21 protein-coding genes are annotated in these 23,851 nt (G+C 61.2%); 14 read left to right on the top strand and 7 right to left on the bottom strand.

The genetic code is table 11. The annotated features are described in order from the left end of the window. Positions 1-293 precede the first annotated feature (293 nt). From ACS4NR_RS27440 to ACS4NR_RS27425, 4 genes are all read left to right on the top strand, one after another. Positions 294-656 (top strand): ArsC family reductase, encoded by a 363-nt coding sequence (locus ACS4NR_RS27440; RefSeq protein ID WP_003222107.1) that lies wholly within the window; start codon positions 294-296, stop codon positions 654-656. Positions 657-688: 32 nt separating this feature from the next. Continuing rightward, positions 689-1,723 carry a 2,3,4,5-tetrahydropyridine-2,6-dicarboxylate N-succinyltransferase gene (gene dapD / locus ACS4NR_RS27435; RefSeq protein ID WP_011332675.1) on the top strand — a complete coding sequence of 345 codons (1,035 nt, stop codon included), beginning with the start codon at positions 689-691 and terminating at the stop codon, positions 1,721-1,723. A 153-nt stretch (positions 1,724-1,876) separates the two neighbouring features. After that, a complete protein-coding gene (locus ACS4NR_RS27430) occupies positions 1,877-3,082 on the top strand; it encodes an aminotransferase class V-fold PLP-dependent enzyme (RefSeq protein ID WP_456018805.1) in 1,206 nt (401 codons plus the stop codon). Beyond that, a complete protein-coding gene (locus tag ACS4NR_RS27425; protein WP_456018804.1) occupies positions 3,079-3,483 on the top strand; it encodes a SufE family protein in 405 nt (134 codons plus the stop codon). The genes ACS4NR_RS27430 and ACS4NR_RS27425 overlap by 4 nt, the downstream gene beginning before the upstream one ends. Before the next feature lie 99 nt (positions 3,484-3,582). On the opposite strand, the gene tcdA is transcribed toward ACS4NR_RS27425, so the two are convergent. Next, the gene (tcdA, locus tag ACS4NR_RS27420) at positions 3,583-4,401 is read right to left on the bottom strand and encodes a tRNA cyclic N6-threonylcarbamoyladenosine(37) synthase TcdA (RefSeq protein ID WP_095138344.1); all 819 of its coding nucleotides are present in this window, start codon (positions 4,399-4,401) and stop codon (positions 3,583-3,585) included. Between the two features lie 381 nt (positions 4,402-4,782). Between tcdA and ACS4NR_RS27415 the strand changes: the two genes are divergently transcribed. The 4 genes from ACS4NR_RS27415 to ACS4NR_RS27400 all read left to right on the top strand — a co-directional run bounded on the left by ACS4NR_RS27415 (position 4,783) and on the right by ACS4NR_RS27400 (position 10,027). Further along, positions 4,783-7,374, top strand: coding sequence for a glycosyltransferase (locus tag ACS4NR_RS27415; protein WP_456018803.1), 2,592 nt, complete (start codon positions 4,783-4,785; stop codon positions 7,372-7,374). Positions 7,375-7,613: 239 nt separating this feature from the next. Further along, positions 7,614-8,765 (top strand): succinyl-diaminopimelate desuccinylase, encoded by a 1,152-nt coding sequence (gene dapE / locus ACS4NR_RS27410; protein WP_095138342.1) that lies wholly within the window; start codon positions 7,614-7,616, stop codon positions 8,763-8,765. Further along, positions 8,765-9,574 carry a putative RNA methyltransferase gene (locus tag ACS4NR_RS27405; protein ID WP_443534732.1) on the top strand — a complete coding sequence of 270 codons (810 nt, stop codon included), beginning with the start codon at positions 8,765-8,767 and terminating at the stop codon, positions 9,572-9,574. The genes dapE and ACS4NR_RS27405 overlap by 1 nt, the downstream gene beginning before the upstream one ends. A gap of 75 nt (positions 9,575-9,649) precedes the next feature. Beyond that, positions 9,650-10,027, top strand: a complete 378-nt coding sequence (locus tag ACS4NR_RS27400) for a hypothetical protein (protein WP_095138340.1) — start codon at positions 9,650-9,652, stop codon at positions 10,025-10,027. Positions 10,028-10,169: 142 nt separating this feature from the next. On the opposite strand, the gene ACS4NR_RS27395 is transcribed toward ACS4NR_RS27400, so the two are convergent. Then, positions 10,170-10,379 (bottom strand): cold-shock protein, encoded by a 210-nt coding sequence (locus ACS4NR_RS27395; RefSeq protein ID WP_003222087.1) that lies wholly within the window; start codon positions 10,377-10,379, stop codon positions 10,170-10,172. Positions 10,380-10,616: 237 nt separating this feature from the next. On the opposite strand from ACS4NR_RS27395, the gene plsB reads away from it, so the two are divergent. The 4 genes from plsB (at position 10,617) to ACS4NR_RS27375 (ending at position 15,059) form a co-directional block, all read left to right on the top strand. Continuing rightward, the gene (plsB, locus tag ACS4NR_RS27390) at positions 10,617-13,115 is read left to right on the top strand and encodes a glycerol-3-phosphate 1-O-acyltransferase PlsB (protein ID WP_095138339.1); all 2,499 of its coding nucleotides are present in this window, start codon (positions 10,617-10,619) and stop codon (positions 13,113-13,115) included. A 97-nt stretch (positions 13,116-13,212) separates the two neighbouring features. Next, positions 13,213-13,899 carry a hypothetical protein gene (locus ACS4NR_RS27385; protein ID WP_456018802.1) on the top strand — a complete coding sequence of 229 codons (687 nt, stop codon included), beginning with the start codon at positions 13,213-13,215 and terminating at the stop codon, positions 13,897-13,899. A gap of 50 nt (positions 13,900-13,949) precedes the next feature. After that, positions 13,950-14,348: a YbaY family lipoprotein gene (locus ACS4NR_RS27380; protein ID WP_095138337.1), complete on the top strand. Its 399-nt coding sequence runs from the start codon at positions 13,950-13,952 to the stop codon at positions 14,346-14,348. 21 nt (positions 14,349-14,369) lie between these two features. Further along, entirely contained in the window at positions 14,370-15,059 is a 690-nt protein-coding gene (locus ACS4NR_RS27375; protein ID WP_095138336.1) for a DUF4197 domain-containing protein, read from the top strand. Positions 15,060-15,122: 63 nt separating this feature from the next. Here ACS4NR_RS27375 and ACS4NR_RS27370 read toward each other — a convergent pair whose 3' ends face one another. The 3 genes from ACS4NR_RS27370 to ACS4NR_RS27360 all read right to left on the bottom strand — a co-directional run bounded on the left by ACS4NR_RS27370 (position 15,123) and on the right by ACS4NR_RS27360 (position 20,821). Continuing rightward, entirely contained in the window at positions 15,123-15,518 is a 396-nt protein-coding gene (locus tag ACS4NR_RS27370; protein ID WP_027611012.1) for a DUF6124 family protein, read from the bottom strand. Between the two features lie 1,127 nt (positions 15,519-16,645). Then, complete coding sequence (locus tag ACS4NR_RS27365; RefSeq protein WP_456018801.1) at positions 16,646-19,714, bottom strand: efflux RND transporter permease subunit; 3,069 nt, start codon at positions 19,712-19,714, stop codon at positions 16,646-16,648. Between the two features lie 6 nt (positions 19,715-19,720). Then, on the bottom strand, positions 19,721-20,821 hold the full coding sequence (locus ACS4NR_RS27360; protein WP_456018800.1) for an efflux RND transporter periplasmic adaptor subunit: 1,101 nt from the start codon (positions 20,819-20,821) through the stop codon (positions 19,721-19,723). A gap of 94 nt (positions 20,822-20,915) precedes the next feature. On the opposite strand from ACS4NR_RS27360, the gene ACS4NR_RS27355 reads away from it, so the two are divergent. Continuing rightward, entirely contained in the window at positions 20,916-21,551 is a 636-nt protein-coding gene (locus tag ACS4NR_RS27355) for a TetR/AcrR family transcriptional regulator (RefSeq protein ID WP_095138332.1), read from the top strand. A 104-nt stretch (positions 21,552-21,655) separates the two neighbouring features. Here ACS4NR_RS27355 and ACS4NR_RS27350 read toward each other — a convergent pair whose 3' ends face one another. After that, entirely contained in the window at positions 21,656-22,438 is a 783-nt protein-coding gene (locus ACS4NR_RS27350; RefSeq protein ID WP_456018799.1) for a class I SAM-dependent methyltransferase, read from the bottom strand. A gap of 93 nt (positions 22,439-22,531) precedes the next feature. Here ACS4NR_RS27350 and ACS4NR_RS27345 point away from each other — a divergent pair, with 93 nt between their 5' ends. Then, on the top strand, positions 22,532-23,152 hold the full coding sequence (locus ACS4NR_RS27345) for a hypothetical protein (protein ID WP_041063310.1): 621 nt from the start codon (positions 22,532-22,534) through the stop codon (positions 23,150-23,152). Positions 23,153-23,156: 4 nt separating this feature from the next. On the opposite strand, the gene ACS4NR_RS27340 is transcribed toward ACS4NR_RS27345, so the two are convergent. Further along, entirely contained in the window at positions 23,157-23,849 is a 693-nt protein-coding gene (locus ACS4NR_RS27340; protein WP_456018798.1) for an extensin-like domain-containing protein, read from the bottom strand. Positions 23,850-23,851: the final 2 nt, after the last annotated feature.

The following is a 23,851-nucleotide window of genomic DNA, read 5'->3' as shown; positions in this document are numbered from 1 at the left end:
AAAGCGGAAATCTCAGACAATCGACAGCGTTGAACTGCCATATTAGCCGCTTAGGATGCGTCTGACCGTTGCACCTATGTCGCAGCCCTGTCGCAGATCCCCTGTGGGAGCGGGCTTGCTCGCGAAGGCGGTGGGTCATTGAGTAATGATTTCGACAGAAACGGCCCTTTCGCGAGCAAGCCCGCTCCCACAGGGTAATCTGCAAGCAGATAAACCTCAGGCGCCGCGAAACCGTTTGGTCATGGCATAATCCGACACCATTTTTTTCCAGCACCTGTAAAGGGGGCGATTCCTTGACCGTTTCAAGTAAAACGTTGCACCTTTTCGGCATCAAAGCCTGCGACACCATGAAGAAGGCGCGCACCTGGCTCGATGAACACGCTGTCAGCTACGACTTTCACGACTACAAAACCGCCGGTATCGACCGTGAGCACCTGACCCAATGGTGTGACGAGCACGGCTGGCAAACGGTGTTGAACCGTGCAGGCACGACCTTTCGCAAACTCGACGACGAACGTAAAGCCGATCTCGACCAGTCGAAAGCCATCGAACTGATGCTCGCTCAACCCTCGATGATCAAGCGCCCGGTGCTCGATCTCGGTGACCGAACCCTGATTGGCTTCAAGCCAGACATCTACGCGGCCGCACTCAAGTAAGCAGCCCGTCACTTATTGCTAGAGGTATTCACATGTCCAACTCTCTGTTCAGCATCGCCTTTGGTGTCGGCACGCAAAACCGTCAAGGCGCGTGGCTGGAAGTGTTCTACGCTCAGCCACTGCTCAACCCGTCGGCCGAACTGGTCGCCGCTGTTGCGCCGATCCTCGGTTACACCGAAGGCAACCAGGCCATCACCTTCACCACTGCACAGGCTGCGCAACTGGCTGAAGCGGTCAAAGGCATCGACGCCGTTCAAGGCAAGCTGCTGACCCGTCTGGCCGAAAGCCACAAGCCGCTGGTCGCCACCCTGCTGGCCGAAGACGCACAACTGACCTCGACGCCTGAGGCGTACCTCAAGCTGCACCTGCTGTCCCATCGTCTGGTCAAGCCACACGGCGTAAGCCTGGCCGGGATCTTCCCGCTGCTGCCGAACGTTGCCTGGACCAGCCAGGGCGCGATCGACCTGAGCGAACTGGCCGAACTGCAACTGGAAGCCCGTCTGCGTGGCGAGCTGCTGGAAGTGTTCTCGGTGGACAAGTTCCCGAAAATGACCGACTACGTGGTGCCGGCCGGTGTGCGTATCGCTGACGCTGCTCGTCTGCGTCTGGGTGCGTACGTGGGCGAAGGCACCACCGTGATGCACGAAGGCTTCATCAACTTCAACGCCGGCACCGAAGGCCCGGGCATGATCGAAGGCCGCGTTTCCGCTGGCGTATTCGTCGGCAAGGGCTCGGACTTGGGCGGCGGTTGCTCGACCATGGGCACCCTGTCGGGCGGCGGCAACATCGTGATCAAGGTGGGCGAAGGCTGCCTGATCGGCGCCAACGCCGGTATCGGTATCCCGTTGGGCGACCGCAACACCGTCGAGTCGGGCCTGTACGTGACCGCCGGCACCAAGGTCGCGCTGCTCGACGAAAACAACAACCTGGTCAAGGTCGTGAAGGCGCGCGAGCTGGCCGGCCAGACCGACCTGCTGTTCCGTCGCAACTCGGAAACCGGTGCCGTGGAGTGCAAAACCCACAAATCGGCGATCGAGCTGAACGAAGCGCTGCACGCTCACAACTAAGCAGCCACACGATCCCCCCTGTGGGAGCGGGCTTGCTCGCGAAGGCGTCCGGTCAGTCAACAACAGTGCTGAATGACACGACGCATTCGCGAGCAAGCCCGCTCCCACAAGGTTCGGCGTACATCCCGCCCCTCTTCACCAGGGCTGAAAACTTTGATGATTCCCTCCCCGTGGCGCGCCGATTTTCCGGCCATCGCCGCCCTGCAACGGCAAGACCAGACCTATCTGGACAACGCCGCCACCACGCAAAAACCCCAGGCCCTGCTCGACGCACTGACGCATTACTACGCCAACGGCGCGGCCAATGTGCATCGTGCGCAGCATCTGCCCGGCGCGCACGCGACGCAGGCGTTCGAAGACAGTCGGCTCAAGGTTGCCCAGTGGCTGAACGCCGGTGACAGCGGGCAGATCATCTTCACACACGGCGCCACCAGTGCGCTGAATCTCCTGGCCTATGGCTTGGAACATCTTTTCCACCCGGGCGATGAAATTGTCATCAGCGCCCTGGAGCATCACGCCAACCTGCTGCCGTGGCAGCAACTGGCACAACGTCGCGAGCTGAAACTGGTGATCCTGCCGCTGGACGCCGACGGCGTGATCGACCTCGGCGCCGCCGTGCGTCTGATCACCCCGCGTACTCGCTTGCTGGCGGTCAGTCAGCTGTCCAACGTGCTCGGTGCCTGGCAACCATTGCCGGCGCTGCTGGCGATGGCCAAGGCGCACAACGCGCTGACCGTGGTCGATGGCGCCCAGGGTGTGGTGCACGGTCGCCACGACGTGCAGGCGCTGAGTTGCGACTTCTATGTGTTTTCCAGCCACAAGCTGTACGGCCCCGATGGTCTCGGCGTGCTGTTCGGGCGCAACAAGGCACTTGAGCAACTGCAGCCATGGCAGTTCGGCGGAGAAATGGTGCTGGAAGCCAATTATCACGATTCACGCTTCCGCCCTGCTCCGCTGGGCTTCGAAGCGGGCACGCCGCCGATTGCCAGTGTGATCGGCCTCGGCGCGACCCTCGACTATCTGGCCGGGCTGGATCAGGACGCGGTGTCGGCCCACGAAGCGGCGCTGCACGCCTACCTGCTGCAAGGCCTGGCCGCCCGCAATGGCATTCGTCTGCTGGGCAAGCCGCAATTGGCGCTGGCGAGTTTTGTCGTCGAGGGCGTGCATAACGCCGATCTGGCGCATCTGCTGACCGAGCAAGGTATTGCCGTGCGCGCCGGACATCACTGCGCCATGCCGTTGCTGAAAAGCTTCGAACTGGCCGGGGCTATTCGCGTGTCGCTGGCGCTGTACAACGACTCGGAGGATCTCGAACGCTTCTTCGAGGCACTGGATCAAGCCCTGGAGTTGCTGCGATGAGCCTGCCGCTCGCCGCCGCCGAAGCGCTGCAGACCTTTCAGAATGCCGCCGGTTGGGAACAACGGGCGCGGTTGCTGATGCAGTTTGGCGATCGTCTGCCGCCGCTGGATGACGCGGACAAATGTGAAGCCAATCGCGTGCATGGCTGTGAAAGTCAGGTGTGGCTGGTGGGTGAGTTGCAGAACGGCCACTGGCAGTTCAGCGCTGCCAGCGATGCGCGAATGATTCGTGGGTTGGTGGCGTTGCTGCTGTTGCGGGTCAACGGCTTGAGCGCTGCCGAGTTGCAGCAGGTGGATCTGCCCGATTGGTTCAATCAGCTGGGGCTGTCGCGGCAGTTGTCGCCTTCGCGCAGTAATGGCTTGAATGCCGTGCTCCAGCGGATGAATGAGTTGGCCGGTTAATCGCCTTCGCTGGCAAGCCAGCTCCCACAGGGGATCTGTGGCGTTCACAAATCCCCTGTGGGAGCGAGCTTGCTCGCGAAGAGGCCCTCAGCCCCGGCATCAAACCTGAGGTTTTACTCGGTCAGCCGGTCGCCGCACACCCGCCACAATCTTGTCCACCGCCTTGGTCGCCGCGACCATGCCGAACGTCGCCGTGACCATCATCACCGCGCCAAACCCGCCGGCGCAGTCCAGCTTCACGCCATCGCCGACAAAACTCTTCTGCAAACAAATGCTGCCATCCGGTTTCGGATAGCGCAGTTGTTCGGTGGAGAACACACACGGCACGCTGTAATGGCGAGTCACGGTACGCGAGAAGCCATAGTCGCGACGCAACGTCGAACGCACTTTCGAGGCCAGCGGGTCGTTGAACGTGCGGTTGAGGTCGCAGACCTGAATCAGCGTCGGATCGATCTGCCCGCCGGCACCGCCAGTGGTGATGATCTGGATCTTGCGGCGCTTGCACCAGGCGATCAGCGCAGCCTTGGCGTTGACCGCGTCAATGCAGTCGATCACGCAGTCGATGTTCGGCGTGATGTACTCGGCCATGGTGTCGCGGGTGACGAAATCCGCCACCGCATGCACTTTGCAGTCCGGGTTGATCCCGCGCAGACGCTCGGCCATCACCTCGACCTTGGGCTTGCCGACTGTGCTGTCCAATGCGTGCAACTGGCGGTTGGCGTTGCTGACGCAGACGTCATCGAGGTCGAACAGCGAAATCTCGCCGACGCCACAGCGGGCCATGGCTTCCGCCGCCCAGGAACCGACGCCACCGACGCCGACAATCGCCACATGGGCCGCACGCAGGCGCTCAAGGCCCTCGATGCCATACAAACGGGCGATGCCTGCAAACCGCGGATCTTCTGTACTCATGACCATTACCCCAAAAACCGGCGCGCATTATAGGGCCGTCGGCGGCCAAGAGCATCCTTGACGCTATGAACGGTGAACGCAGCCGTTTGCACGAACCTTGTGGCGAGGGAGCTTGCTCCCGCCGGGTCGCCAAGCGGCCCTTTGGAAGCGGCCTGCTTCGCAGTCCAGCGGGAGCAAGCTCCCTCGCCACGGGGAATTGCTATAACTGAACAACAAAGTTTTCTCTTACAAGCTGTAACTAAAGAACTTAAATCAGGTTGGACTGCCCAACGTCGGGCATTTCCCTGTCCGATGTACGACTTGCGAACTGCCGGTGTAGGATGCGCGCCCCTCGGGCGTATAGCCGACCGATCCTCCGTTCCACAGCCTTTGGAACCCGAAATAGCTATGTCATCGCGTAAATTTGGTCTCAACCTGGTGGTGGTTCTGGCAATCGCCGCCCTGTTCACCGGTTTCTGGGCGCTGATCAACCGCCCGGTCTCCGCGCCCAACTGGCCGGAGCAGATCTCCGGTTTCTCTTATTCGCCATTCCAGCAGGGCCAATTCCCGCAGAAGGATCAGTATCCGACTGACGATGAAATGCGCCGCGATCTGGAGATCATGAGCAAGCTGACGGACAACATCCGCATCTACTCGGTCGACGGTTCGCTGCAGGACATCCCGAAACTGGCGGAAGAGTTCGGTCTGCGCGTGACCCTCGGGATCTGGATCAGCCCCGATCAGGAACGCAACGAAAGGGAAATCCAGCGCGCCATTGAACTGGCCAACACCTCGCGCAGCGTGGTTCGCGTGGTGGTCGGTAACGAGGCGATCTTCCGCAAGGAAATCACTGCCGAGCAACTGAGCGTGCTGCTGGATCGCGTGCGCGCGGCGGTGAAAGTGCCGGTGACCACCTCCGAGCAGTGGCACGTCTGGGAAGAACACCCGGAACTGGCCAAGCACGTCGACCTGATCGCTGCGCACGTGCTGCCGTACTGGGAATTCATCCCCGTCGACAAGGCCGGGCAATTCGTCTTCGACCGCGCCCGTGACCTGAAAAAGCTGTTCCCGAAAAAACCGTTGCTGCTGTCCGAAGTCGGCTGGCCGAGCAACGGTCGCATGCGTGGTGGCGCCGATGCGTCGCCGGCCGATCAGGCGATCTACCTGCGCACGCTGGTCAACAAGCTCAACCGTCAGGGCTTCAACTACTTCGTGATCGAAGCGTTCGACCAGCCATGGAAGGCCAGTGACGAAGGTTCGGTGGGCGCCTACTGGGGCGTGTTCAACGCTGCGCGCCAGCAGAAATTCAACTTCGAAGGCCCGGTCGTCGCGATTCCGCAATGGCGCGTACTGGCCATCGGCTCGGTGGTGCTGGCGCTGCTGTCGCTGACCCTGCTGATGATCGACGGCTCCGCCCTGCGTCAGCGCGGCCGGACCTTCCTGACCTTTATCGCGTTCCTTTGCGGTTCGGTGCTGGTGTGGATCGGTTACGACTACAGCCAGCAATACAGCACGTGGTTCAGCCTGACGGTGGGTTTCCTCCTGGCACTGGGTGCGCTCGGGGTGTTCATCGTGTTGCTGACCGAGGCGCATGAACTGGCCGAAGCGGTCTGGACCCACAAGCGCCGGCGTGAATTCCTGCCAGTTGTGGGCGATTCGGACTACAGACCGAAAGTCTCGATCCACGTCCCTTGCTACAACGAGCCGCCGGAGATGGTCAAACAGACCCTCGACGCCCTGGCCGCCCTCGATTACCCGGACTATGAAGTCCTGATCATCGACAACAACACCAAAGACCCAGCCGTGTGGGAACCGGTGCGCGACTACTGCGCGACTCTTGGTCCGCGTTTCAAGTTCTTCCACGTTGCGCCATTGGCCGGGTTCAAGGGCGGTGCGCTGAACTACCTGATTCCGCACACCGCCAAGGACGCCGAAGTGATCGCGGTGATCGACTCCGACTACTGCGTACACCCGAACTGGCTCAAGCACATGGTGCCGCACTTCGCCGATCCGAAAATCGCCGTGGTGCAGTCGCCGCAGGATTACCGCGACCAGAACGAAAGCACTTTCAAGAAGCTCTGCTACGCCGAATACAAGGGCTTCTTCCACATCGGCATGGTCACCCGTAACGACCGCGACGCGATCATTCAGCACGGCACCATGACCATGACCCGGCGTTCGGTTCTGGAAGAGCTGGGTTGGGCTGACTGGTGCATCTGTGAAGACGCCGAACTCGGTCTGCGCGTGTTCGAGAAAGGCCTGTCGGCGGCGTATTACCACGACAGTTACGGCAAGGGTCTGATGCCGGACACCTTCATCGACTTCAAGAAGCAGCGTTTCCGCTGGGCCTACGGCGCAATCCAGATCATCAAGCGCCACACCCGCAGCCTGCTGCGCGGCAAGGACACCGAGCTGACCCGTGGCCAGCGTTACCACTTCCTCGCGGGGTGGCTGCCATGGGTCGCGGACGGCATGAACATTTTCTTCACCGTCGGCGCGTTGTTGTGGTCGGCGGCGATGATCATCGTGCCGCAACGGGTCGATCCGCCGCTGCTGATTTTCGCCATCCCGCCGTTGGCACTGTTCGTGTTCAAGGTCGGCAAGATCATCTTCCTCTACCGTCGCGCCGTCGGCGTGAACCTCAAGGATGCGTTCTGCGCGGCACTGGCCGGACTGGCGTTGTCGCACACCATCGCCAAAGCGGTGCTGTACGGTTTCTTCACCAGCAGCATTCCGTTCTTCCGCACGCCGAAAAACGCCGACAACCATGGCTTCTGGGTGGCGATTTCCGAAGCTCGCGAAGAGCTGTTCATCATGCTGCTGTTGTGGGGCGCGGCGCTGGGGATCTACCTGGTGCAGGGCATTCCGAGCAACGACATGCGCTTCTGGGTGGCGATGCTGCTGGTGCAGTCGCTGCCGTACGTCGCGGCGCTGATCATGGCGTTCCTCTCGTCGCTGCCGAAACCGGCCGCTGCGCCTGAGCCGGCGCCTGTCGTCTAATTCCTCTTTGATCCACTAAACGGCGGCCAATGGTCGCCGTTTTGCTTTAAGATAACCGCCATTTTGCGGGGCTTGGCGGGATAACGGTCTGACTGACCGAACACTATCCCCTGTAGGAGTGAGCCTGCTCGCGATTGCGGTGTAACAATCAATGTTTAAGTTGACTGACACACCGCAATCGCGAGCAGGCTCACTCCTACAGTCAGTCCGCGCCCACATTCATGACTCCGGAGTTTTCCATGACGGCCCACGCCGACCTTTCGCCGACCCTCCAACTCGCCATCGACCTGATCCGCCGTCCGTCCGTGACGCCGGTCGACGCCGATTGCCAGAAGCAGATGATGCAGCGCCTGGGCGATGCCGGTTTCACCCTGGAGCCGATGCGCATCGAAGATGTGGATAACTTCTGGGCCACCCACGGCAACGACGACGGCCCGGTGCTGTGCTTCGCCGGCCACACCGACGTGGTGCCGACCGGTCCGGTGACCGCCTGGCAGATCGACCCGTTCAACGCGGTGATCGATGAGCACGGCATGCTCTGCGGTCGCGGCGCAGCGGACATGAAAGGCAGTCTGGCGTCGATGACCGTGGCCGCCGAGCGTTTCGTCGCCGACTACCCGAACCACAAGGGCAAGGTCGCGTTCCTCATCACCAGCGACGAAGAAGGCCCGGCCCACCACGGCACCAAAGCGGTGGTTGAACGTCTGGTGGCGCGCAAGGAACGTCTGGACTGGTGCATCGTCGGCGAACCGTCGAGCACCACGCTGGTCGGTGACGTGGTGAAAAACGGCCGTCGTGGCTCGCTGGGCGCCAAGCTCACCGTGCGCGGCGTGCAGGGTCACGTGGCCTACCCGCATCTGGCGAAGAACCCGATCCACCTCGCCGCCCCGGCACTGGCCGAACTGGCTGCCGAGCATTGGGATCACGGCAACGACTTCTTCCCGCCGACCAGTTTCCAGATTTCCAACCTCAACTCCGGCACCGGCGCGACCAACGTGATCCCGGGTGATCTGGTGGCGGTGTTCAACTTCCGCTTCTCCACCGAATCCACCGTCGAAGGCCTGCAGAAACGCGTGGCCGACATCCTCGACAAGCACGGTCTGGATTGGCACATCGACTGGGCACTGTCCGGCCTGCCGTTCCTCACCGAGCCGGGCGCGCTGCTCGACGCGGTGTCGTCGAGCATCAAAGACATCACCGGCCGCGAGACCAAGGCGTCGACCAGCGGCGGTACCTCCGATGGCCGTTTCATCGCGACCATGGGCACGCAAGTGGTTGAGCTGGGCCCGGTCAACGCGACCATTCACCAGGTCAATGAACGTGTGCTGGCGGCCGATCTCGACGTGCTGACCGAGATCTACTACCAGACCCTGATCAAGTTGCTCGCCTGATGCTCGCGTGCCCGATCTGCAGTGAACCGCTGAACAGCGTCGATAACGGTGTGGTCTGCCCCGCCGGCCACCGCTTCGACCGTGCGCGGCAGGGTTATCTGAACCTGCTGCCGGTGCAGCACAAGAACAGCCGTGATCCTGGCGACAACCAGGCCATGGTCGAGGCGCGCCGCGACTTCCTGAATGCCGGGCATTACGCGCCGGTGGCCAAGCGTCTGGCCGAGCTGGCGGCGGGTTATGCGCCGGCACGCTGGGTCGATATCGGTTGCGGTGAGGGTTACTACACCGCGCAGATTGCCAATGCCTTGCCGGATGCCGATGGCTACGCGCTGGACATCTCCCGCGAGGCGGTGAAACGCGCCTGCAAGCGTAATCCGGCAATCACCTGGTTGATCGCCAGCATGGCCCGCGTGCCGTTGGCATCGGGCAGTTGCCAGTTTCTCGCCAGCGTTTTCAGTCCTCTGGACTGGGAAGAGGCCAAGCGCCTGCTCAGCGTCGGCGGCGGCCTGATGAAGGTCGGCCCGACCAGCGGCCACCTGATGGAACTGCGCGAACGCCTGTACGACGAAGTGCGCGAATACACCGACGACAAGCATCTGGCATTAGTGCCCGAAGGCATGGCGCTGGCGCACAGCGAAACCCTGGAATTCAAACTGACGCTGGACAAGCCCGAGGATCGCGCCAACCTGTTGGCGATGACGCCCCACGGCTGGCGCGCCAGTGCCGAACGCCGCGCCGCCGTGATCGAACAGCCCGAGCCGTTCGTGACCACCGTGTCGATGCGCTACGATTATTTCGTTCTTCAATAACTTTTGGTCTCGGGCAAGTGCCCGGGGCCGGCTAAATCCGCGAATGGATTTTTCAGACCCGCAGTGAGGACATCCATGCGCCAACCGGATATCGAGATTTACCTGAAAGACGCCGACGTCGACCACAAGGCGATTTCCGCCTGGCTCGGTGAGGCTCTGGGCCCGTGCAGCGACTGGGTACAGAAAGGCCAGACCTACAAGTGCAAGGCCGGCAATGTACCGGTGACCTGGCTGCCGAAAGCCGTGGGCAAATGGAACAGCCTGTACCTGGAAAGCGATGCGACCCCTTGGGACGACGACATCGCCTGCGCCCGTGCAGCCTTTGCTGCGCTGAACGTCGAGGTGCGTTGCGCACCGGGCACGTGGGTCGAGGAAGAAGGTGAGGAAACGGCTGATCGCTGGATTCGCATCAGCGCCGACGGTGAAGAAGAGATCACCTGGAAAACCGCGTAACAACTGTCAACGCAGATCCAAATGTGGGAGCGGGCTTGCTCGCGAATGCGGTGTATCAGTCACTATTGATATCGACTGATACACCGCATTCGCGAGCAAGCCCGCTCCCACATTTGGTTTTAGGGTGCTTTGGAGGGTTGTGTTACAGACCAACCACATCCTCAGCCTGCAATCCCTTCTCCCCCGTCACCACCGCATACTCAACCTGCTGACCTTCAGTCAGCGACCTATGCCCTTCACCGCGAATCGCGCGGTAGTGCACGAACACGTCCACCCCGTCGTCGCGCTGAATGAAGCCGTAGCCCTTGGCGTCGTTGAACCACTTCACATTGCCGGTTTCACGTGTTGCCATCTGTTCATACTCCTTTTTTATTATTGAACAGGCTTTTCGCAGGAAAGCCTTTGCGGAACGTCAGCCTGCGCCCGACGTCCATAAAGGGCCCCGGCGACAGATTGCCGAGTATATGACAGGCGCAAAAACTCTCAACAGGAGATTACTTCGCCGCTTTTTTGCCGATTTTCGATGAATCCGGCAAACTGTCGACCGCCCGAGCAAACGCTCGGTTTTATTCACTCACGCAGAAGCCGTATGACCCGTTCCCCGTTCCGCCGTCTAGTGTTTGGCACCTTGCGCCGACTGTTGTACCTCTGGGTTCGCTCCGAGACGATCAACCAGTCGTCGCTCACCCTCAACCTCGACCGCAGTCGTCCGGTGTTCTACGTCCTGCAAAACCCTTCGCTCACCGATCTGGCGGTGGTCGACACCGAGTGCACCAAGGCCGGTCTGCCGCGTCCGGTACTGCCGGTGTCGGTAGGGCCGTTGATCGAACCGGCGGCGTTTTTCTATCTGACGCCGGACCCGGACTGGCTTGGCCGGCAGGACAAGCGCGGCGCACCGCCGACCCTGACCCGCCTGGTCAGCGCCCTGACCCAGAACGCCGCCGAAGACGCGCAGATCATTCCGGTCAGCGTGTTCTGGGGCCAGTCGCCGGACAGCGAAAACAGTCCGTGGAAGTTGCTGTTTGCCGACAGCTGGGCCGTCACCGGGCGCCTGCGCCGGCTGCTGAGCATCATCGTTCTGGGGCGCAAGACCCGCGTGCAATTCTCAGCGCCGATTCACCTGCGCGAACTGATCGAGCACAACAAGGGCCACGAACGCACCGTGCGCATGGCCCAGCGGATCCTGCGCGTGCACTTCCGCAACCTCAAGGCGGCAGTGATCGGCCCGGACATTTCCCACCGCCGTAACCTGGTCAAGGGCCTGCTCAACCAGCCCTTGGTCAAGCAAGCGATCCTCGACGAAGCCGAGCGCGAGAACATCTCCCCGGAAAAAGCCAAGGCCCAGGCCCTGCGTTACGGCAACGAGATCGCCTCGGACTACACCTACACCGCGATCCGTTTCCTCGAAGTGGTGCTGAGCTGGTTCTGGAACAAGATCTACGACGGGATCAAGGTCAACCACATTGAAGGCGTGCAGAAGGTCGCCCAGGGTCACGAAGTGATTTACGTGCCGTGCCACCGCAGCCACATCGACTACCTGCTGCTCTCGTACTTGCTGTTCCGCAACGGCCTGACCCCGCCGCACATCGCCGCCGGGATCAACCTCAACATGCCGGTGATCGGCAGCCTGCTGCGCCGTGGCGGCGCGTTTTTCATGCGCCGCACGTTCAAGGGCAATCCGCTGTACACCTCGGTGTTCAACGAATACCTGCACACCCTGTTCACCAAAGGTTTCCCGGTCGAATACTTCGTCGAGGGCGGCCGCTCGCGCACCGGACGCATGCTGCAACCGAAGACCGGCATGCTCGCGATCACCCTGCGCAGCTTCCTGCGTTCGTCGCGGATGCCGATCGTTTTCGTGCCGGTGTACATCGGCTATGAACGCGTTCTTGAAGGTCGCACCTACCTCGGCGAACTGCGTGGCGCCAGCAAGAAGAAAGAGTCGATCTTCGACATTTTCAAAGTCATCGGCGCGCTCAAGCAACGCTTCGGTCAGGTCGCGGTGAACTTCGGCGAGCCGATCAAACTCGCGGAATTCCTCGACAGCGAACAGCCAGACTGGCGCCAACAGGAACTCGGCCCGCAGTACAAACCGGCATGGCTCAACGAAACCACCCATCGCCTCGGCGAGAAAGTCGCGCAGCACCTGAACGAAGCGGCGGCAATCAACCCGGTCAACCTGGTAGCGCTGGCGCTGCTCTCGACTACGCGTCTGGCGCTGGATGATCGGGCCATGGCGCGAGTGCTGGATCTGTATCTGGCGCTGCTGCGCAAAGTCCCTTACTCGCCGCACACGACCCTGCCGGAAGGCGATGGCCGCGCGCTGATCGAGCATGTGAAGGACATGGATCTGCTGTCCGAGCAGAACGATGCGCTGGGCAAGATTCTCTATCTGGACGAGCAGAACGCCGTCCTGATGACCTACTACCGCAACAACGTGCTGCACATTTTCGCCTTGCCGGCGCTGCTGGCGAGCTTCTTCCAGAGCACCTCGCGCATGAGTCGCGAACAGATCCTGCGCTACACCCGCGCGCTGTACCCGTACTTGCAGTCGGAGCTGTTCATTCGCTGGTCGCTGGAAGAACTGGACGGCGTGGTCGATCAATGGCTGGAAGCCTTCGTCGAGCAAGGCCTGCTGCGTTTCGAGAAGGACGTGTATATGCGCCCGGCGCCAAGTTCACGGCACTTTGTGCTGCTGACCCTGCTGTCGAAAAGCATTGCGCAGACCCTGCAGCGCTTCTACATGACCGTGTCCCTGCTGCTCAACAGCGGCCAGAACAGCATCAGCGCCGAAGAGCTGGAAGACCTGTGCACGGTCATGGCCCAGCGCCTGTCGATCCTCCACGGTTTGAACGCCCCGGAGTTCTTCGACAAGAGCCTGTTCCGCCACTTCATCCAGACCCTGCTCGACCTCGACGTGCTGCGGCGCGACGAAGCGGGCAAGCTGAGCTACCACGAACTGCTCGGCGAACTGGCCGAAGGCGCGGCCAAACGCGTGTTGCCGGCGGAGATTCGCCTGTCGATTCGTCAAGTGGCCTTGCATCGCAGTGAAGATGCCGCCGAAACAGCGGATACACCACAAGTCTGAAACTTGCTGACAACTAACGGGCGCGCACTTCAATGGCCCCGTTAGTTGATTCATGGATTAATAGGCTCACTCCATCAATCACGATACGGATATCGAGATGAGCCTGTTAAACGAAGAAACTTGCGCAGTAATCCTGGACTTCCGCCTACCGCCCGAATTCCACGCACCTGCCGATGGTGTCAATGAAACCATTGTCAGCGTCAAAGTATTCAATTCCCAATCGCCTGTTAACATCAAGGACTGGCACCGTGCTGCGATCTTCGACGCCGGCTGGAAATTCGACTTCCCTCATCACTACGGCGATATAGGCGTCAGGTACCAAGTCAATGTGCAGATCCTTCATGACCAAATACCCTTGCTGATCGAGCAGGACTACTTCGTTACTGTCAACAACACTCCCCATCGCCAAACCCTGCACCTGAGCCCGATCGGGTTTCTATATGTCGAGGCTCAAGAAGCCGAAATTGTCGCGCCAGAAGAAGCGGTCACCATCAGTCTGCATGAAGCAGAGTCTCCCGATGTTGAGCTGGTAAGTGTCAAACAGGACGAACAGTCAGTGTCCGGGTTTTATCTGAAATATGATCCTGACAGCGTTATGCCCGGTAAACGCTATGCACTGACGGGTATTGAAAACCGCTACCATCAACGTCTTGTGATCTCGCCTGAACAAGTCGAACTGGCTCCCGCGGTGCCCAGTACCAGCGCGCTGTCGTTTCAGAAATTGATGCAGTGGCTGGAAAAGCCCTTACGTTTGTTCACTGACGCTGGCGTCAAAATCCGCTAGATTTCCATCGGCGCCGGGATTCTTCCGGCGCAAAAGTCTCAGAGGCCCCGATGAAAAAACTCACCCTTCTCGCCGCAGCCACCCTGTTGAGCGCCTGCCAGTCGAATACCCCCGCCGGCAAAGTCGGCCTCGATGGCGAAGTGTTCTACCTGCAACGCATCGCCCTGCCACCGAGCGCGACTTTGAGCGTGAGCCTGCAGGACGTGTCGCTGGCCGACGCCCCGGCGGTGGTCCTCGACGAACAGAAAGGCCCGGTCAAAGGCCAGGTGCCGCTGCCGTTCCACTTGAGTTACGATCCGGCCCAGGTCAAACCCGGCCACCGCTACTCAGTCAGCGCGCGCATAGAAGTCAACGGCGAGCTGATGTTCATCACCACCGAAAACCACGCCGTGCAACTGGACGGCAATGATCCGCAGCCGCTGAAAATCCGCGTCGACGCCATTCGCTAATTGTCTTTCAAGGAAGCTGCCATGCTCCGCCCTACCCTTCGCTTTGCCGGCCTGTGCGCGGGCCTGATGATCTCTGCCAGCGCTCTGGCACTGTCGCTCAGCGACCTCTCGCAACAAGACGCCGCCGGCGGCCTCAAGGACGCCCTGACCCAAGGCGCGCAAATCGCCGTCAAACAACTCGGCACCCCGGGCGGCTTCAGCAACAACCCGGATGTGAAAATCGAACTGCCGGGCAAACTCGGCAAAGTCGCCGGCAAGATGAAGGCCTTCGGCATGGGCGCCCAGGTCGACGAACTCGAAACCGCGATGAACAAGGCCGCAGAAAGCGCCGTGACCCAGGCCCAGCCGATCCTCGTCGACGCCGTGAAGAAAATGACCGTGGCCGACGCCAAAGGCATCCTCAGCGGCGGCACCGACTCGGCCACCCAATACCTGGACAAAACCAGCCGCGAACAGATCCGCGCCAAGTTCCTGCCCATCGTCAAACAAGCCACCGACAAAGTCGGCGTAGCGCAAAAGTACAACGCCTTCGCCGGCCAGGCCGCGACCCTGGGCGTAGTGGATGCGAAAAGCGCCAACGTCGAAAACTACGTCACCGAACAAGCGCTGAACGGCCTGTTCGAAATGATCGGCAAACAGGAAGAAACCATCCGCAAGAATCCGGCTGCTGCAGCGACCGGTCTGGCGAAGAAGGTGTTCGGCACCTTGTAATTTTTGCCGCTGCACGAAAAAGCCCGCTGAACCGGTGAAGGTCAGCGGGCTTTTTATTGTGGGTCAGCCTTGCGGATCGACCTGATCGAGCACGCGGTTTACCGACAGCTCAGCGAGCGAAATCATCTGCTGAATGCCAAGCAGCTGACTGCACGTCGGGCCGCTCAGGGTAAACGCCAACTCACTGGCCATGACATTGGCCGACGCCAGCGTTTCACAGGCATGAGCCAGCAGGGTCTCGGAATCGACTTCGGGGAGGACAGTGAAGATTGTGCTCGGCTGAGTGACGGGCTTGGGCTGTTTTTCAGGCTGGGGCAGCAGGTAGTGATCGAGCGCGCGCAGGGCTGCGTCGTGGAGCTTGCGAGAATCGAGGAAGGCGTAGGGCGAGACGGGGTCGGTTGGCCGTTCGGGGGTGGTTTCGGGTGCGGATTCTGGGGGATTGGGGGTGTGTTTGAACATGGTGGAACTCCTGAAGTAAGTGGAGCCGGAACCGTTCGCTGCGAAACGAATGTAGGGTGGCAGCTGTACGCAGGTTCGCAGACCGGGACTTCAGGCACCCGGCATACCCGAAGGTATCCCGCGCACAACCGCCATGACACAGGCATAAAAAAGCGCCCGCTTTCGGATGGTGGACGCTGTGCGCCTGAAGTTTAACCGGGCTGCGAAACCCGGTCGCTGATTTTTGCAGCGACAGACTCAGGCTAGAGATCGCGCTTCCGACGGGCAACCTGAAAACCTTGTGGGAAGGTTCTGGTTATCTGGAACATTTTTAAACAGACCAGAGAGGTTGGCTGGCTGGACGGGCCTCTTCGCGAGCAAGCCCGCTCCCACATTTGGATTGGGTGTGGGCAGTTGGAGATTGGTCGGCTACTAGGCCGCCATCGCGAGCAAGCCCGCTCCCACACTGGATTGGGTGTATTCAGTGAGAGATTGGTTGGCTGTCGGCCGCCATCGCTGGCAGGCCAGCTCCCACAGTGGGATTGAGTGCTGGCAGTTGGAGATTGGTCAGCTGTCAGGCCGCCATCGCTGGCAGGCCAGCTCCCACAGTGGGATTGAGTGCAGGCAGTTGGAGATTGGTCGGCTGTCAGGCCGCCTTCGCTGGCAGGCCAGCTCCCACAGTTGGATTGGGTGCAGGCAGTTGGAGATTGGTCGGCTGTCAGGCCGCCTTCGCGAGCAGGCTCACTCCTACAGAAAAGCAAAAGCCGACCGCACGCTTTTCACCACTCAACAGGATGAGCGCAAGCTCGGCTGCAGCTCTTGATCTTGCCGTGCCGGCCCCTTCGGCAGGCTGAGTGGAGGGGTTTATCCGGGGGTGGGAGCGCAGCGACGTTTGGCGCAGCCAAACACATCGAGAGGAGGTGCAGCGAAGCAAACCGGAGGCGATGCGCCCGGATGAACCCCGCAACGAAGGAACCCGAGCCTAGGCGAGGGCCGTACGCCGGGGCCAAGACCTTTGCTTCCTTTGGGGCGTTTGCCAAAGGGAGTCGCCGTAAGGGCGAAACCGCCAGCCGCAACACCCAAAGGAACGGATATTCACCCAAAACCCAAGAACATGGTCGGCCCAAAGGCCGCCACGTCCAAAACCATCAAGCGTCGCGACGAACCCTGAACCAGGCCGCATACAAAGCAGGCAAAAACAAAAGCGTCAAAGCCGTAGCCACAATCAACCCCCCCATGATCGCCACCGCCATCGGCCCGAAAAACACACTGCGCGACAAAGGAATCATCGCCAGCACCGCCGCCAAAGCCGTCAAGACAATAGGCCGAAACCGCCGCACCGTCGCCTCGATAATCGCCTGCCAAGGCTTGAGACCAGAGGCAATATCCTGCTCGATCTGATCCACCAGAATCACCGAGTTACGCATGATCATCCCCGACAGCGCGATCGTCCCCAGCATCGCCACAAACCCGAACGGCTGGCGGAACACCATCAGAAACAACACCACCCCGATCAACCCCAGCGGCGCCGTCAAAAACACCATCGCCGTGCGCGAGAAACTGCGCAGTTGCACCATCAGCAACGTCAGCACCACCACGATAAACATCGGCACCCCGGCATTCACCGACTTCTGCCCACGCTCCGAATCCTCCACCGTCCCGCCAACATCCAGCAGATACCCGTCAGGCAATTCGGCACGGATCGGATCCAGCGTCGGCTCGATCTGCCTGACCAAGGTCGCCGGTTGCTCCTTGCCATAAATGTCCGCACGCACCGTCACCGTAGGCAGACGATTACGGTGCCAGATGACCCCTTCCTCAAACCCGTATTCCAGCGTGGCAATCTGCGACAACGCCACACTGCGACCGTTATCGGTCGGCACCGCCAGACTCGGCAGCAACGACAACTCGGTACGCTCATGCACCGTGCCGCGCAGCAGAATCTCGATCAACTCGTTGTCCTCGCGATACTGGCTGACACTCGAACCGGTCAGCGAACTCTGGAGGAATTTCGCCAGATTGGCCGTGCTCACACCAAGCGCCCGCGCACGATCCTGATCAATGTTCAGGTACACCACTTTGCTCGGCTCTTCCCAATCCAGATGCACATTGACCACGTGTGGGTTCTCGCGCACCTTGGCCGCCACTTTGCGCGCCAGCGCGCGGACTTCCTCGATGTGTTCACCGGTGACGCGGAATTGCACCGGATAGCCAACCGGCGGACCGTTTTCCAGACGCGTGACCCGCGAGCGCATGGACGGGAATTGCTCGTTAAGGGTCTCGATCAACCAGGTGCGCAGGGTCTCGCGCTCTTCGATGTTTTTCGCCAATACCACAAACTGGGCGAAGCTCGCCGCCGGCAGTTGTTGATCCAGCGGCAGGTAGAAACGCGGCGAACCGGTGCCGACATACGCCACATAGTTATCGATGCCGGCGTGATCCTTGAGCAGCGCTTCCAGGCGTTTGACCTCGGCCGTGGTGTTGGCCAGCGACGCACCTTCGGCCAGTTTCAGGTCGACCATCAACTCCAGTCGATTGGAGGCCGGGAAGAACTGCTGAGGCACGAACCGGAACAGCATCACCGACGCAATAAACAGCCCCACCGTCAGCACGATGACGGTCTTGCGGTGCGCCACGCACCACTCCACCAGACGTCGCACCCGTTGATAGAACGGCGTGCCATACGGGTCGGCCTGGCCGTCGGTCGTGCCGTGTTTGGCCGCATGAATCTTTGCCAGATCCGGCAGGAGTTTTTCCCCCAGATACGGCACGAACATCACCGCTGCCACCCATGAGGCGAGCAACGCGATGGTCACCACCTGAAAGATCGAACGGGTGTATTCGCCGGTGCCGGACTGCGCGGTGGCGATCGGCAGGAAGCCGGCGGCGGTGATCAGCGTACCGGTAAGCATCGGGAACGCGGTGCTGGTCCAGGCGTAGCTCGCAGCCTTGATGCGGTCGAAGCCCTGCTCCATTTTGATCGCCATCATTTCCACGGCGATGATCGCGTCGTCCACCAGCAAGCCCAGCGCCAGCACCAGCGCGCCGAGGGAGATCTTGTGCAGGCCGATCCCGAGGTAATACATGCAGGCGAAGGTCATCGCCAGCACCAGCGGAATGGTCAGCGCAACGACCATGCCGGTGCGCACGCCGAGGGAGAAGAAGCTCACCAGCAACACGATCGCCAGCGCCTCGACCAGCACCTGGACGAACTCGCCGACCCCGGTTTTCACCGCCGCCGGTTGGTCGGACACCTTGCGCAGTTGCATGCCGGCCGGGAGGTTTTTCTGCAAACGCGAGAACTCGCCTTCCAGCGCTTTGCCCAGCACCAGAATATCGCCGCCGTCCTTCATCGCCACCGCTAGTCCGATGGCGTCTTCGCCCATGAAGCGCATGCGCGGCGCCGGTGGGTCGTTGAAACCGCGATGCACATCGGCGACATCGGAGATGCGGAACGTCCGATCACCGACGCGGATCGGGAAGTTCTTGATCTCCTCGACCGTCTGGAAATTCCCTGAAACCCGCAATTGCACACGCTCGCTGCCGGTCTCGAAGAAGCCGGCGGTGGACACTGCGTTCTGCTCTTCCAGTGCCTGCTGCACCGCCGCCAGTGGCAAGCCAAGGGTGGCGAGTTTGACGTTGGACAGCTCGACCCAGATCTTCTCGTCCTGCAAACCGAGCAGATCGACCTTGCCGACATCTTTGACCCGTTGCAGCTGGATCTGGATGCGGTCGGCGTAATCCTTGAGCACCGCGTAGTCGAAACCGTCGCCGGTCAGCGCGTAGATATTGCCGAAGGTAGTACCGAATTCATCGTTGAAAAATGGCCCCTGAATCCCCGGCGGCAAGGTCTGGCGAATGTCGCTGACCTTCTTGCGCACCTGATACCACAGGTCGGGAATTTCCTTGGAGTGCATCGAGTCGCGGGCAATGAAGGTGACCTGCGACTCGCCCGGGCGGGAGAACGACACGATGCGCTCGTACTCGCCGGTTTCCATCAGTTTCTTTTCGATGCGTTCGGTGACCTGGCGCGAGACTTCCTGCGCGGTCGCCCCCGGCCAGCGGGTCTGGATGACCATGGCCTTGAAGGTGAACGGCGGGTCTTCGCTCTGGCCGAGTTTGGTGTAGGACAAGGCGCCGACGATGGCCAGCAAAAGCATCAGAAACAGTACGATCTGGCGATTACGCAGCGCCCATTCGGAAAGGTTGAAGCGCATCGGGACTTACTCCTTGTCCGCCAGATTGACCACACGGTTGGAGCGATCCACTGGACGCACCTGCTGGCCTTCGAGCAATACGTGAACACCGGCGGCCACCACCCAGTCGCTGGCATTCAGGCCTTCGAGTACCGGCACGCTTTTCTCGCCGAACGGGCCGATGCGCACCGGGGTCCTTTTCAGGGTGTTGTTGGCGTTGACGACCCAGACGTAGGTCGCGCCGTTCTCGGCAGTCAGAGCCGAAAGCGGCACCGACAGCGGCACGGCATCGGCCGATTGCACAAACACCCGGGCGCTCTGGCCGAGCTCAGCCGGAACTTTGCCGCTGGTGAACGAGATGCGCGCGGCGAAGGTACGGGATTTCGGGTCGGCTGCCGGCGACAGCTCACGAATCTGCCCGGCGAAGCGCTGGTTCTGCTGGGTCCACAGTTCAACGGTCACTGGCTGGCCGACCTTGAACCGCCCGAAGCTCTGCTCCGGCAGGCTGATCGACACTTCGCGCTCGCCATCAGTGGCGAGGGTGAACACGGTTTGCCCGGCGGCAACCACTTGTCCGACTTCCACCGAACGCTTGGCCACCACGCCGTCCTGCGGCGCGCGCAGCACGGCGTAACTCGCCTGGTTGGTCGAGACGTTGAACTCGGCCTTGATCTGCCTGAGGCGCGCTTCGCCGGAGCGGTAGAGGTTTTCCGCGTTGTCATAGGCGGAACGGCTGACCATCTGCCGCTCCATCAGGGTCTTGTAACGGTCACGCTCGGCGCGCACCAGATTCAGGTTGGCTTCGGCGGCGGCGACCTGTGCGCGGGTGGCTTCCAGTTGCAGGCGCACGTCCTGCGGATCGAGCTCGGCCAGGGGCTGATCAGCCTTGACGCGCTGGCCTTCCTCGACCAGTCGTCGGCTGACTTTGCCGCCAATGCGGAATGCCAGATCCGGTTCGTAACGGGCGCGAACTTCGCCCGGATAACTTTCCATTGCCTGCGCCGAAGGCTCTGGCTGCACCACCATGGCCGGTCGAATGCTGACTTGCGTCGCCTCTTCCTGACCGCATGCGGACAATAAAACAGCCAGGCTGACTGGCACGGCAAACGACAACGCATGGCGGAACATGGTGACGGACCTTTCGCTAATGGTGCTTGGAATATTTATACTGGTCGGTATGGTATTAATAGCAAACTCACCAGTCCAGTATTAAAAGCGAAGAATGTCGAACAATCTTGCAGCTCCAAACGGCCCGGGCCGTCCGAAGGATCCGGCCAAGCGCCGGGCGATCCTCGACGCGGCGAAAACCCTGTTTCTGAGTCACGGCTACGCCAACACCAGCATGGACGCGGTCGCCGCCGAGGCAGGCGTGTCGAAACTGACGGTTTACAGCCACTTCAACGACAAGGAGACGCTGTTCTCCTCGGCGGTGATGGCCAAATGCGAGGAGCAACTACCGCCGCTGTTCTTCGAATTGCCCGCCGGAATCCCCGTGGAAAATGTGTTGCTGAACATTGCCCGAGGCTTTCATCAGCTGATCAACAGCGACGAGTCGGTGAATCTGCACCGTTTGATGATGGCACTGGGCACGCAGGATCCGAAGCTGTCGCAGATCTTCTTCGAGGCCGGCCCCGAGCGCATGGTGCAAGGCATGGAGCGGCTGCTGAAACGCATCGACGAGACCGGTGCGCTGAGCATCGACCTGCCGCGTAATGCGGCCGAGCATTTCTTCTGCCTGATCAAGGGCGCGGGGAATTTTCGCTTGTTGTATTGCTGCGGAGAGCCGCTGAGCGAAGAAGCTGCAGAGAGTCATGTGCAGGAAGTGGTGGGGTTGTTCATGCGGGCGTATCGGCCCTGATTTTGCGGTGTTTTTGCGGACGCCTTCGCGAGCAAGCTCGCTCCCACATTTGAAATGCATTCCAATGTGGGAGCGGGCTTGCTCGCGAAAGAGACAACTCGGTCTCAGGGTTTCAACGCTTTCTTCGGGTAAATGTCATACCGACTGGATTTGCCATCCAGCGCATGGCTCGGCTTCGGCCCCTCGATGCACGGTGCCTTGCGCGGGCGCTTGACCACCACCCGGTGTGTCGCCAGGGCCAGCGCCGCTTCGAGCAGTGCCGGCGCATCCGGATCATCCCCGACCAGCGGCCGGAACAGGCGCATTTCCTTCTTCACCAGCGCGGTTTTCTCGCGGTGCGGGAACATCGGGTCGAGGTAGATCACCTGCGGTGGCTCGCCCTCCCAATTGCGCATGACCTCGATCGAGTTGCCCTTGAGCAACTTCATCCGCGCGACAATCGGCGCCACGTCGAAATCTTCCGCCGCCCGCGCCAGACCATCCTCCAGCAACGCGCCGATCAACGGCTGACGCTCGATCAGGCTCATCTCGCAGCCCAGACTGGCCAGCACGAACGCATCCTTGCCCAACCCCGCCGTGGCGTCCAGCACCCGTGGGCGCACGCCTTGAGCGATGCCGACCGCCTTGGCGATCATCTGCCCGCTGCCGCCGCCGTACAGACGCCTATGCGCCGCGCCCCCCTCGACAAAGTCCACCCGCACCGGCCCCGGCGCATCCGGGCCGAGCTGTTGCAGCTGCAAACCCTGCTCGCCCACCTGCAAGGCGAACTCGCCGTCGTCCACCTGCAGCGGCAGGCCCAGACGCTCGGCCCACTGATCGGCTTGCGCTTCAAACGTCGGGCCGAGGGCCTGAACATGGATGCGGCAGGCCGCGGGTTGCTCAATCATGAAAACACGCTCAAAAAAGTTAAGGATCGGCAAAAAGTGGCCGATAAACCAATCAACGCGCATTTTGCCAGAGCTGAGCGTCAACCGAAAAAAATGTCAGGCATTCTTCCCACATCGATTGGCTACATTTCGCCCAAGGGCGACTTCAGCCGTCATAACACTCAAGCATTGGGCGGCGTCAGTCACCTGTGGCAGGATTTCTTTGCCCAGGCGATGGCCGAACAAACGAGTGATGTGGTGCCGGCCTGTGGCACCTTTCCACCGGTTGACCTGAACAGCCCGGAAGAACCGACCCTGGGCAGCGAGTTGCACGCGCACATCGTCGAGCAGCGTCAGTGCGACGTGGTCGAGACCGAAGTGCGTCCGCCGGAGCCGCTGTTCCTGCCGATCGCCGAGTTCGAAACCGATCTGCTGGACAAGCCGTTCCCACCGTTCCCGCCAGAAGAACTCAAGGCTCAGCAAGAGCAGCAGGATTTCGACAGCAGCTGGGTACGTCCGATCGTGATCAACAATGGTCAGCCGGTGCCAGAGCCTGGCCCGGCGCCGCAGAAGAAGCCGCTGTACCTGCCGATTGCCGAATTCGACCTCGACCTGCTGCAAAAACCTTATCCGCCGTTCCCGCCGGAAGAAATCGTCGAGCAGCAGAAGGCGCTGGACTTCGATAACGGCTGGGCGCGCCCGATCGTCTTGCAGAACCTGCGCCTCGCCGCCTGATCCCTCAGCGACACACGCTCCAGCGCCCGACATCGACATGAAAGTGATTGCGGTGGGCGGCGTTGTAATCCGGACTCAACACCACACTGAAAGCCTCACAGGCGCCATCGCGCACCTGACGTAGAAACTGCGCGTCCTGATTCTGTTTCGGCCAGTCTTTGAGCACGCTGATGCTGCGCCCGTCGGCCAGCCGAAAACCGCTGATGTCCAGCGCATCGGCACTGGCATGCCGACTGAGCGCCCCGCTCTCGCGGTTATAGACATTGCGACAGGCAAAGCTGCCGAGGTGATCAAGCCGCGCCACACTCTGCCCGTAAACAGATTGCGCGGCGGGTTGCAGGCTATGCCGTTCAAACATCGCGTAAGCCACCGCCAGCGGGCAACTGGCGAGGAAGCTGCTGCTCAGCGCCACCTCTGCGCCCTGCACGCGCACGGTGCCGATCAGCGGGCATTTGGCGTCGGGGCTGTCGGCTTGCGCGGTGACGCGCAGACCCGAGTTGCTCAGGACTTGTGCGCATAATTCGGGATTGCCGCGCAGGCGCATCAGTTTGAAACCGGTCAGCCAGTTCGGCGTGGCCTTCACGTCCAGCGGCGCCCACGGGTTCCACTCGGCCGGCACGTCGAGCCAGCCACGCCAGACGCCGACCACGGCGCCAGCGATCATCAACAGTACCGACAGCGCGATCCAGCGACTCATAC

The organism is Pseudomonas sp. JQ36, assembly GCF_053851495.1.
The sequence above is the reverse complement of the archived record's forward strand: the minus strand, read 5'-3'. Positions and strand labels throughout refer to the sequence as shown.

Coding starts and splice junctions, on each gene's coding strand:
- dapE (WP_095138342.1), top strand. CDS start 7,614: ATGACGGCCCACGCCGACCTTTCGCCGACCCTCCAACTCGCCATCGAC.
- ACS4NR_RS27385 (WP_456018802.1), top strand. CDS start 13,213: ATGAGCCTGTTAAACGAAGAAACTTGCGCAGTAATCCTGGACTTCCGC.
- ACS4NR_RS27375 (WP_095138336.1), top strand. CDS start 14,370: ATGCTCCGCCCTACCCTTCGCTTTGCCGGCCTGTGCGCGGGCCTGATG.
- ACS4NR_RS27400 (WP_095138340.1), top strand. CDS start 9,650: ATGCGCCAACCGGATATCGAGATTTACCTGAAAGACGCCGACGTCGAC.
- dapD (WP_011332675.1), top strand. CDS start 689: ATGTCCAACTCTCTGTTCAGCATCGCCTTTGGTGTCGGCACGCAAAAC.
- ACS4NR_RS27365 (WP_456018801.1), bottom strand. CDS start 19,714: ATGCGCTTCAACCTTTCCGAATGGGCGCTGCGTAATCGCCAGATCGTA.
- ACS4NR_RS27415 (WP_456018803.1), top strand. CDS start 4,783: ATGTCATCGCGTAAATTTGGTCTCAACCTGGTGGTGGTTCTGGCAATC.
- ACS4NR_RS27345 (WP_041063310.1), top strand. CDS start 22,532: ATGTCAGGCATTCTTCCCACATCGATTGGCTACATTTCGCCCAAGGGC.
- ACS4NR_RS27350 (WP_456018799.1), bottom strand. CDS start 22,438: ATGATTGAGCAACCCGCGGCCTGCCGCATCCATGTTCAGGCCCTCGGC.
- ACS4NR_RS27395 (WP_003222087.1), bottom strand. CDS start 10,379: ATGGCAACACGTGAAACCGGCAATGTGAAGTGGTTCAACGACGCCAAG.
- ACS4NR_RS27370 (WP_027611012.1), bottom strand. CDS start 15,518: ATGTTCAAACACACCCCCAATCCCCCAGAATCCGCACCCGAAACCACC.
- ACS4NR_RS27355 (WP_095138332.1), top strand. CDS start 20,916: ATGTCGAACAATCTTGCAGCTCCAAACGGCCCGGGCCGTCCGAAGGAT.
- ACS4NR_RS27425 (WP_456018804.1), top strand. CDS start 3,079: ATGAGCCTGCCGCTCGCCGCCGCCGAAGCGCTGCAGACCTTTCAGAAT.
- ACS4NR_RS27380 (WP_095138337.1), top strand. CDS start 13,950: ATGAAAAAACTCACCCTTCTCGCCGCAGCCACCCTGTTGAGCGCCTGC.
- tcdA (WP_095138344.1), bottom strand. CDS start 4,401: ATGGTCATGAGTACAGAAGATCCGCGGTTTGCAGGCATCGCCCGTTTG.
- plsB (WP_095138339.1), top strand. CDS start 10,617: ATGACCCGTTCCCCGTTCCGCCGTCTAGTGTTTGGCACCTTGCGCCGA.
- ACS4NR_RS27405 (WP_443534732.1), top strand. CDS start 8,765: ATGCTCGCGTGCCCGATCTGCAGTGAACCGCTGAACAGCGTCGATAAC.
- ACS4NR_RS27360 (WP_456018800.1), bottom strand. CDS start 20,821: ATGTTCCGCCATGCGTTGTCGTTTGCCGTGCCAGTCAGCCTGGCTGTT.
- ACS4NR_RS27340 (WP_456018798.1), bottom strand. CDS start 23,849: ATGAGTCGCTGGATCGCGCTGTCGGTACTGTTGATGATCGCTGGCGCC.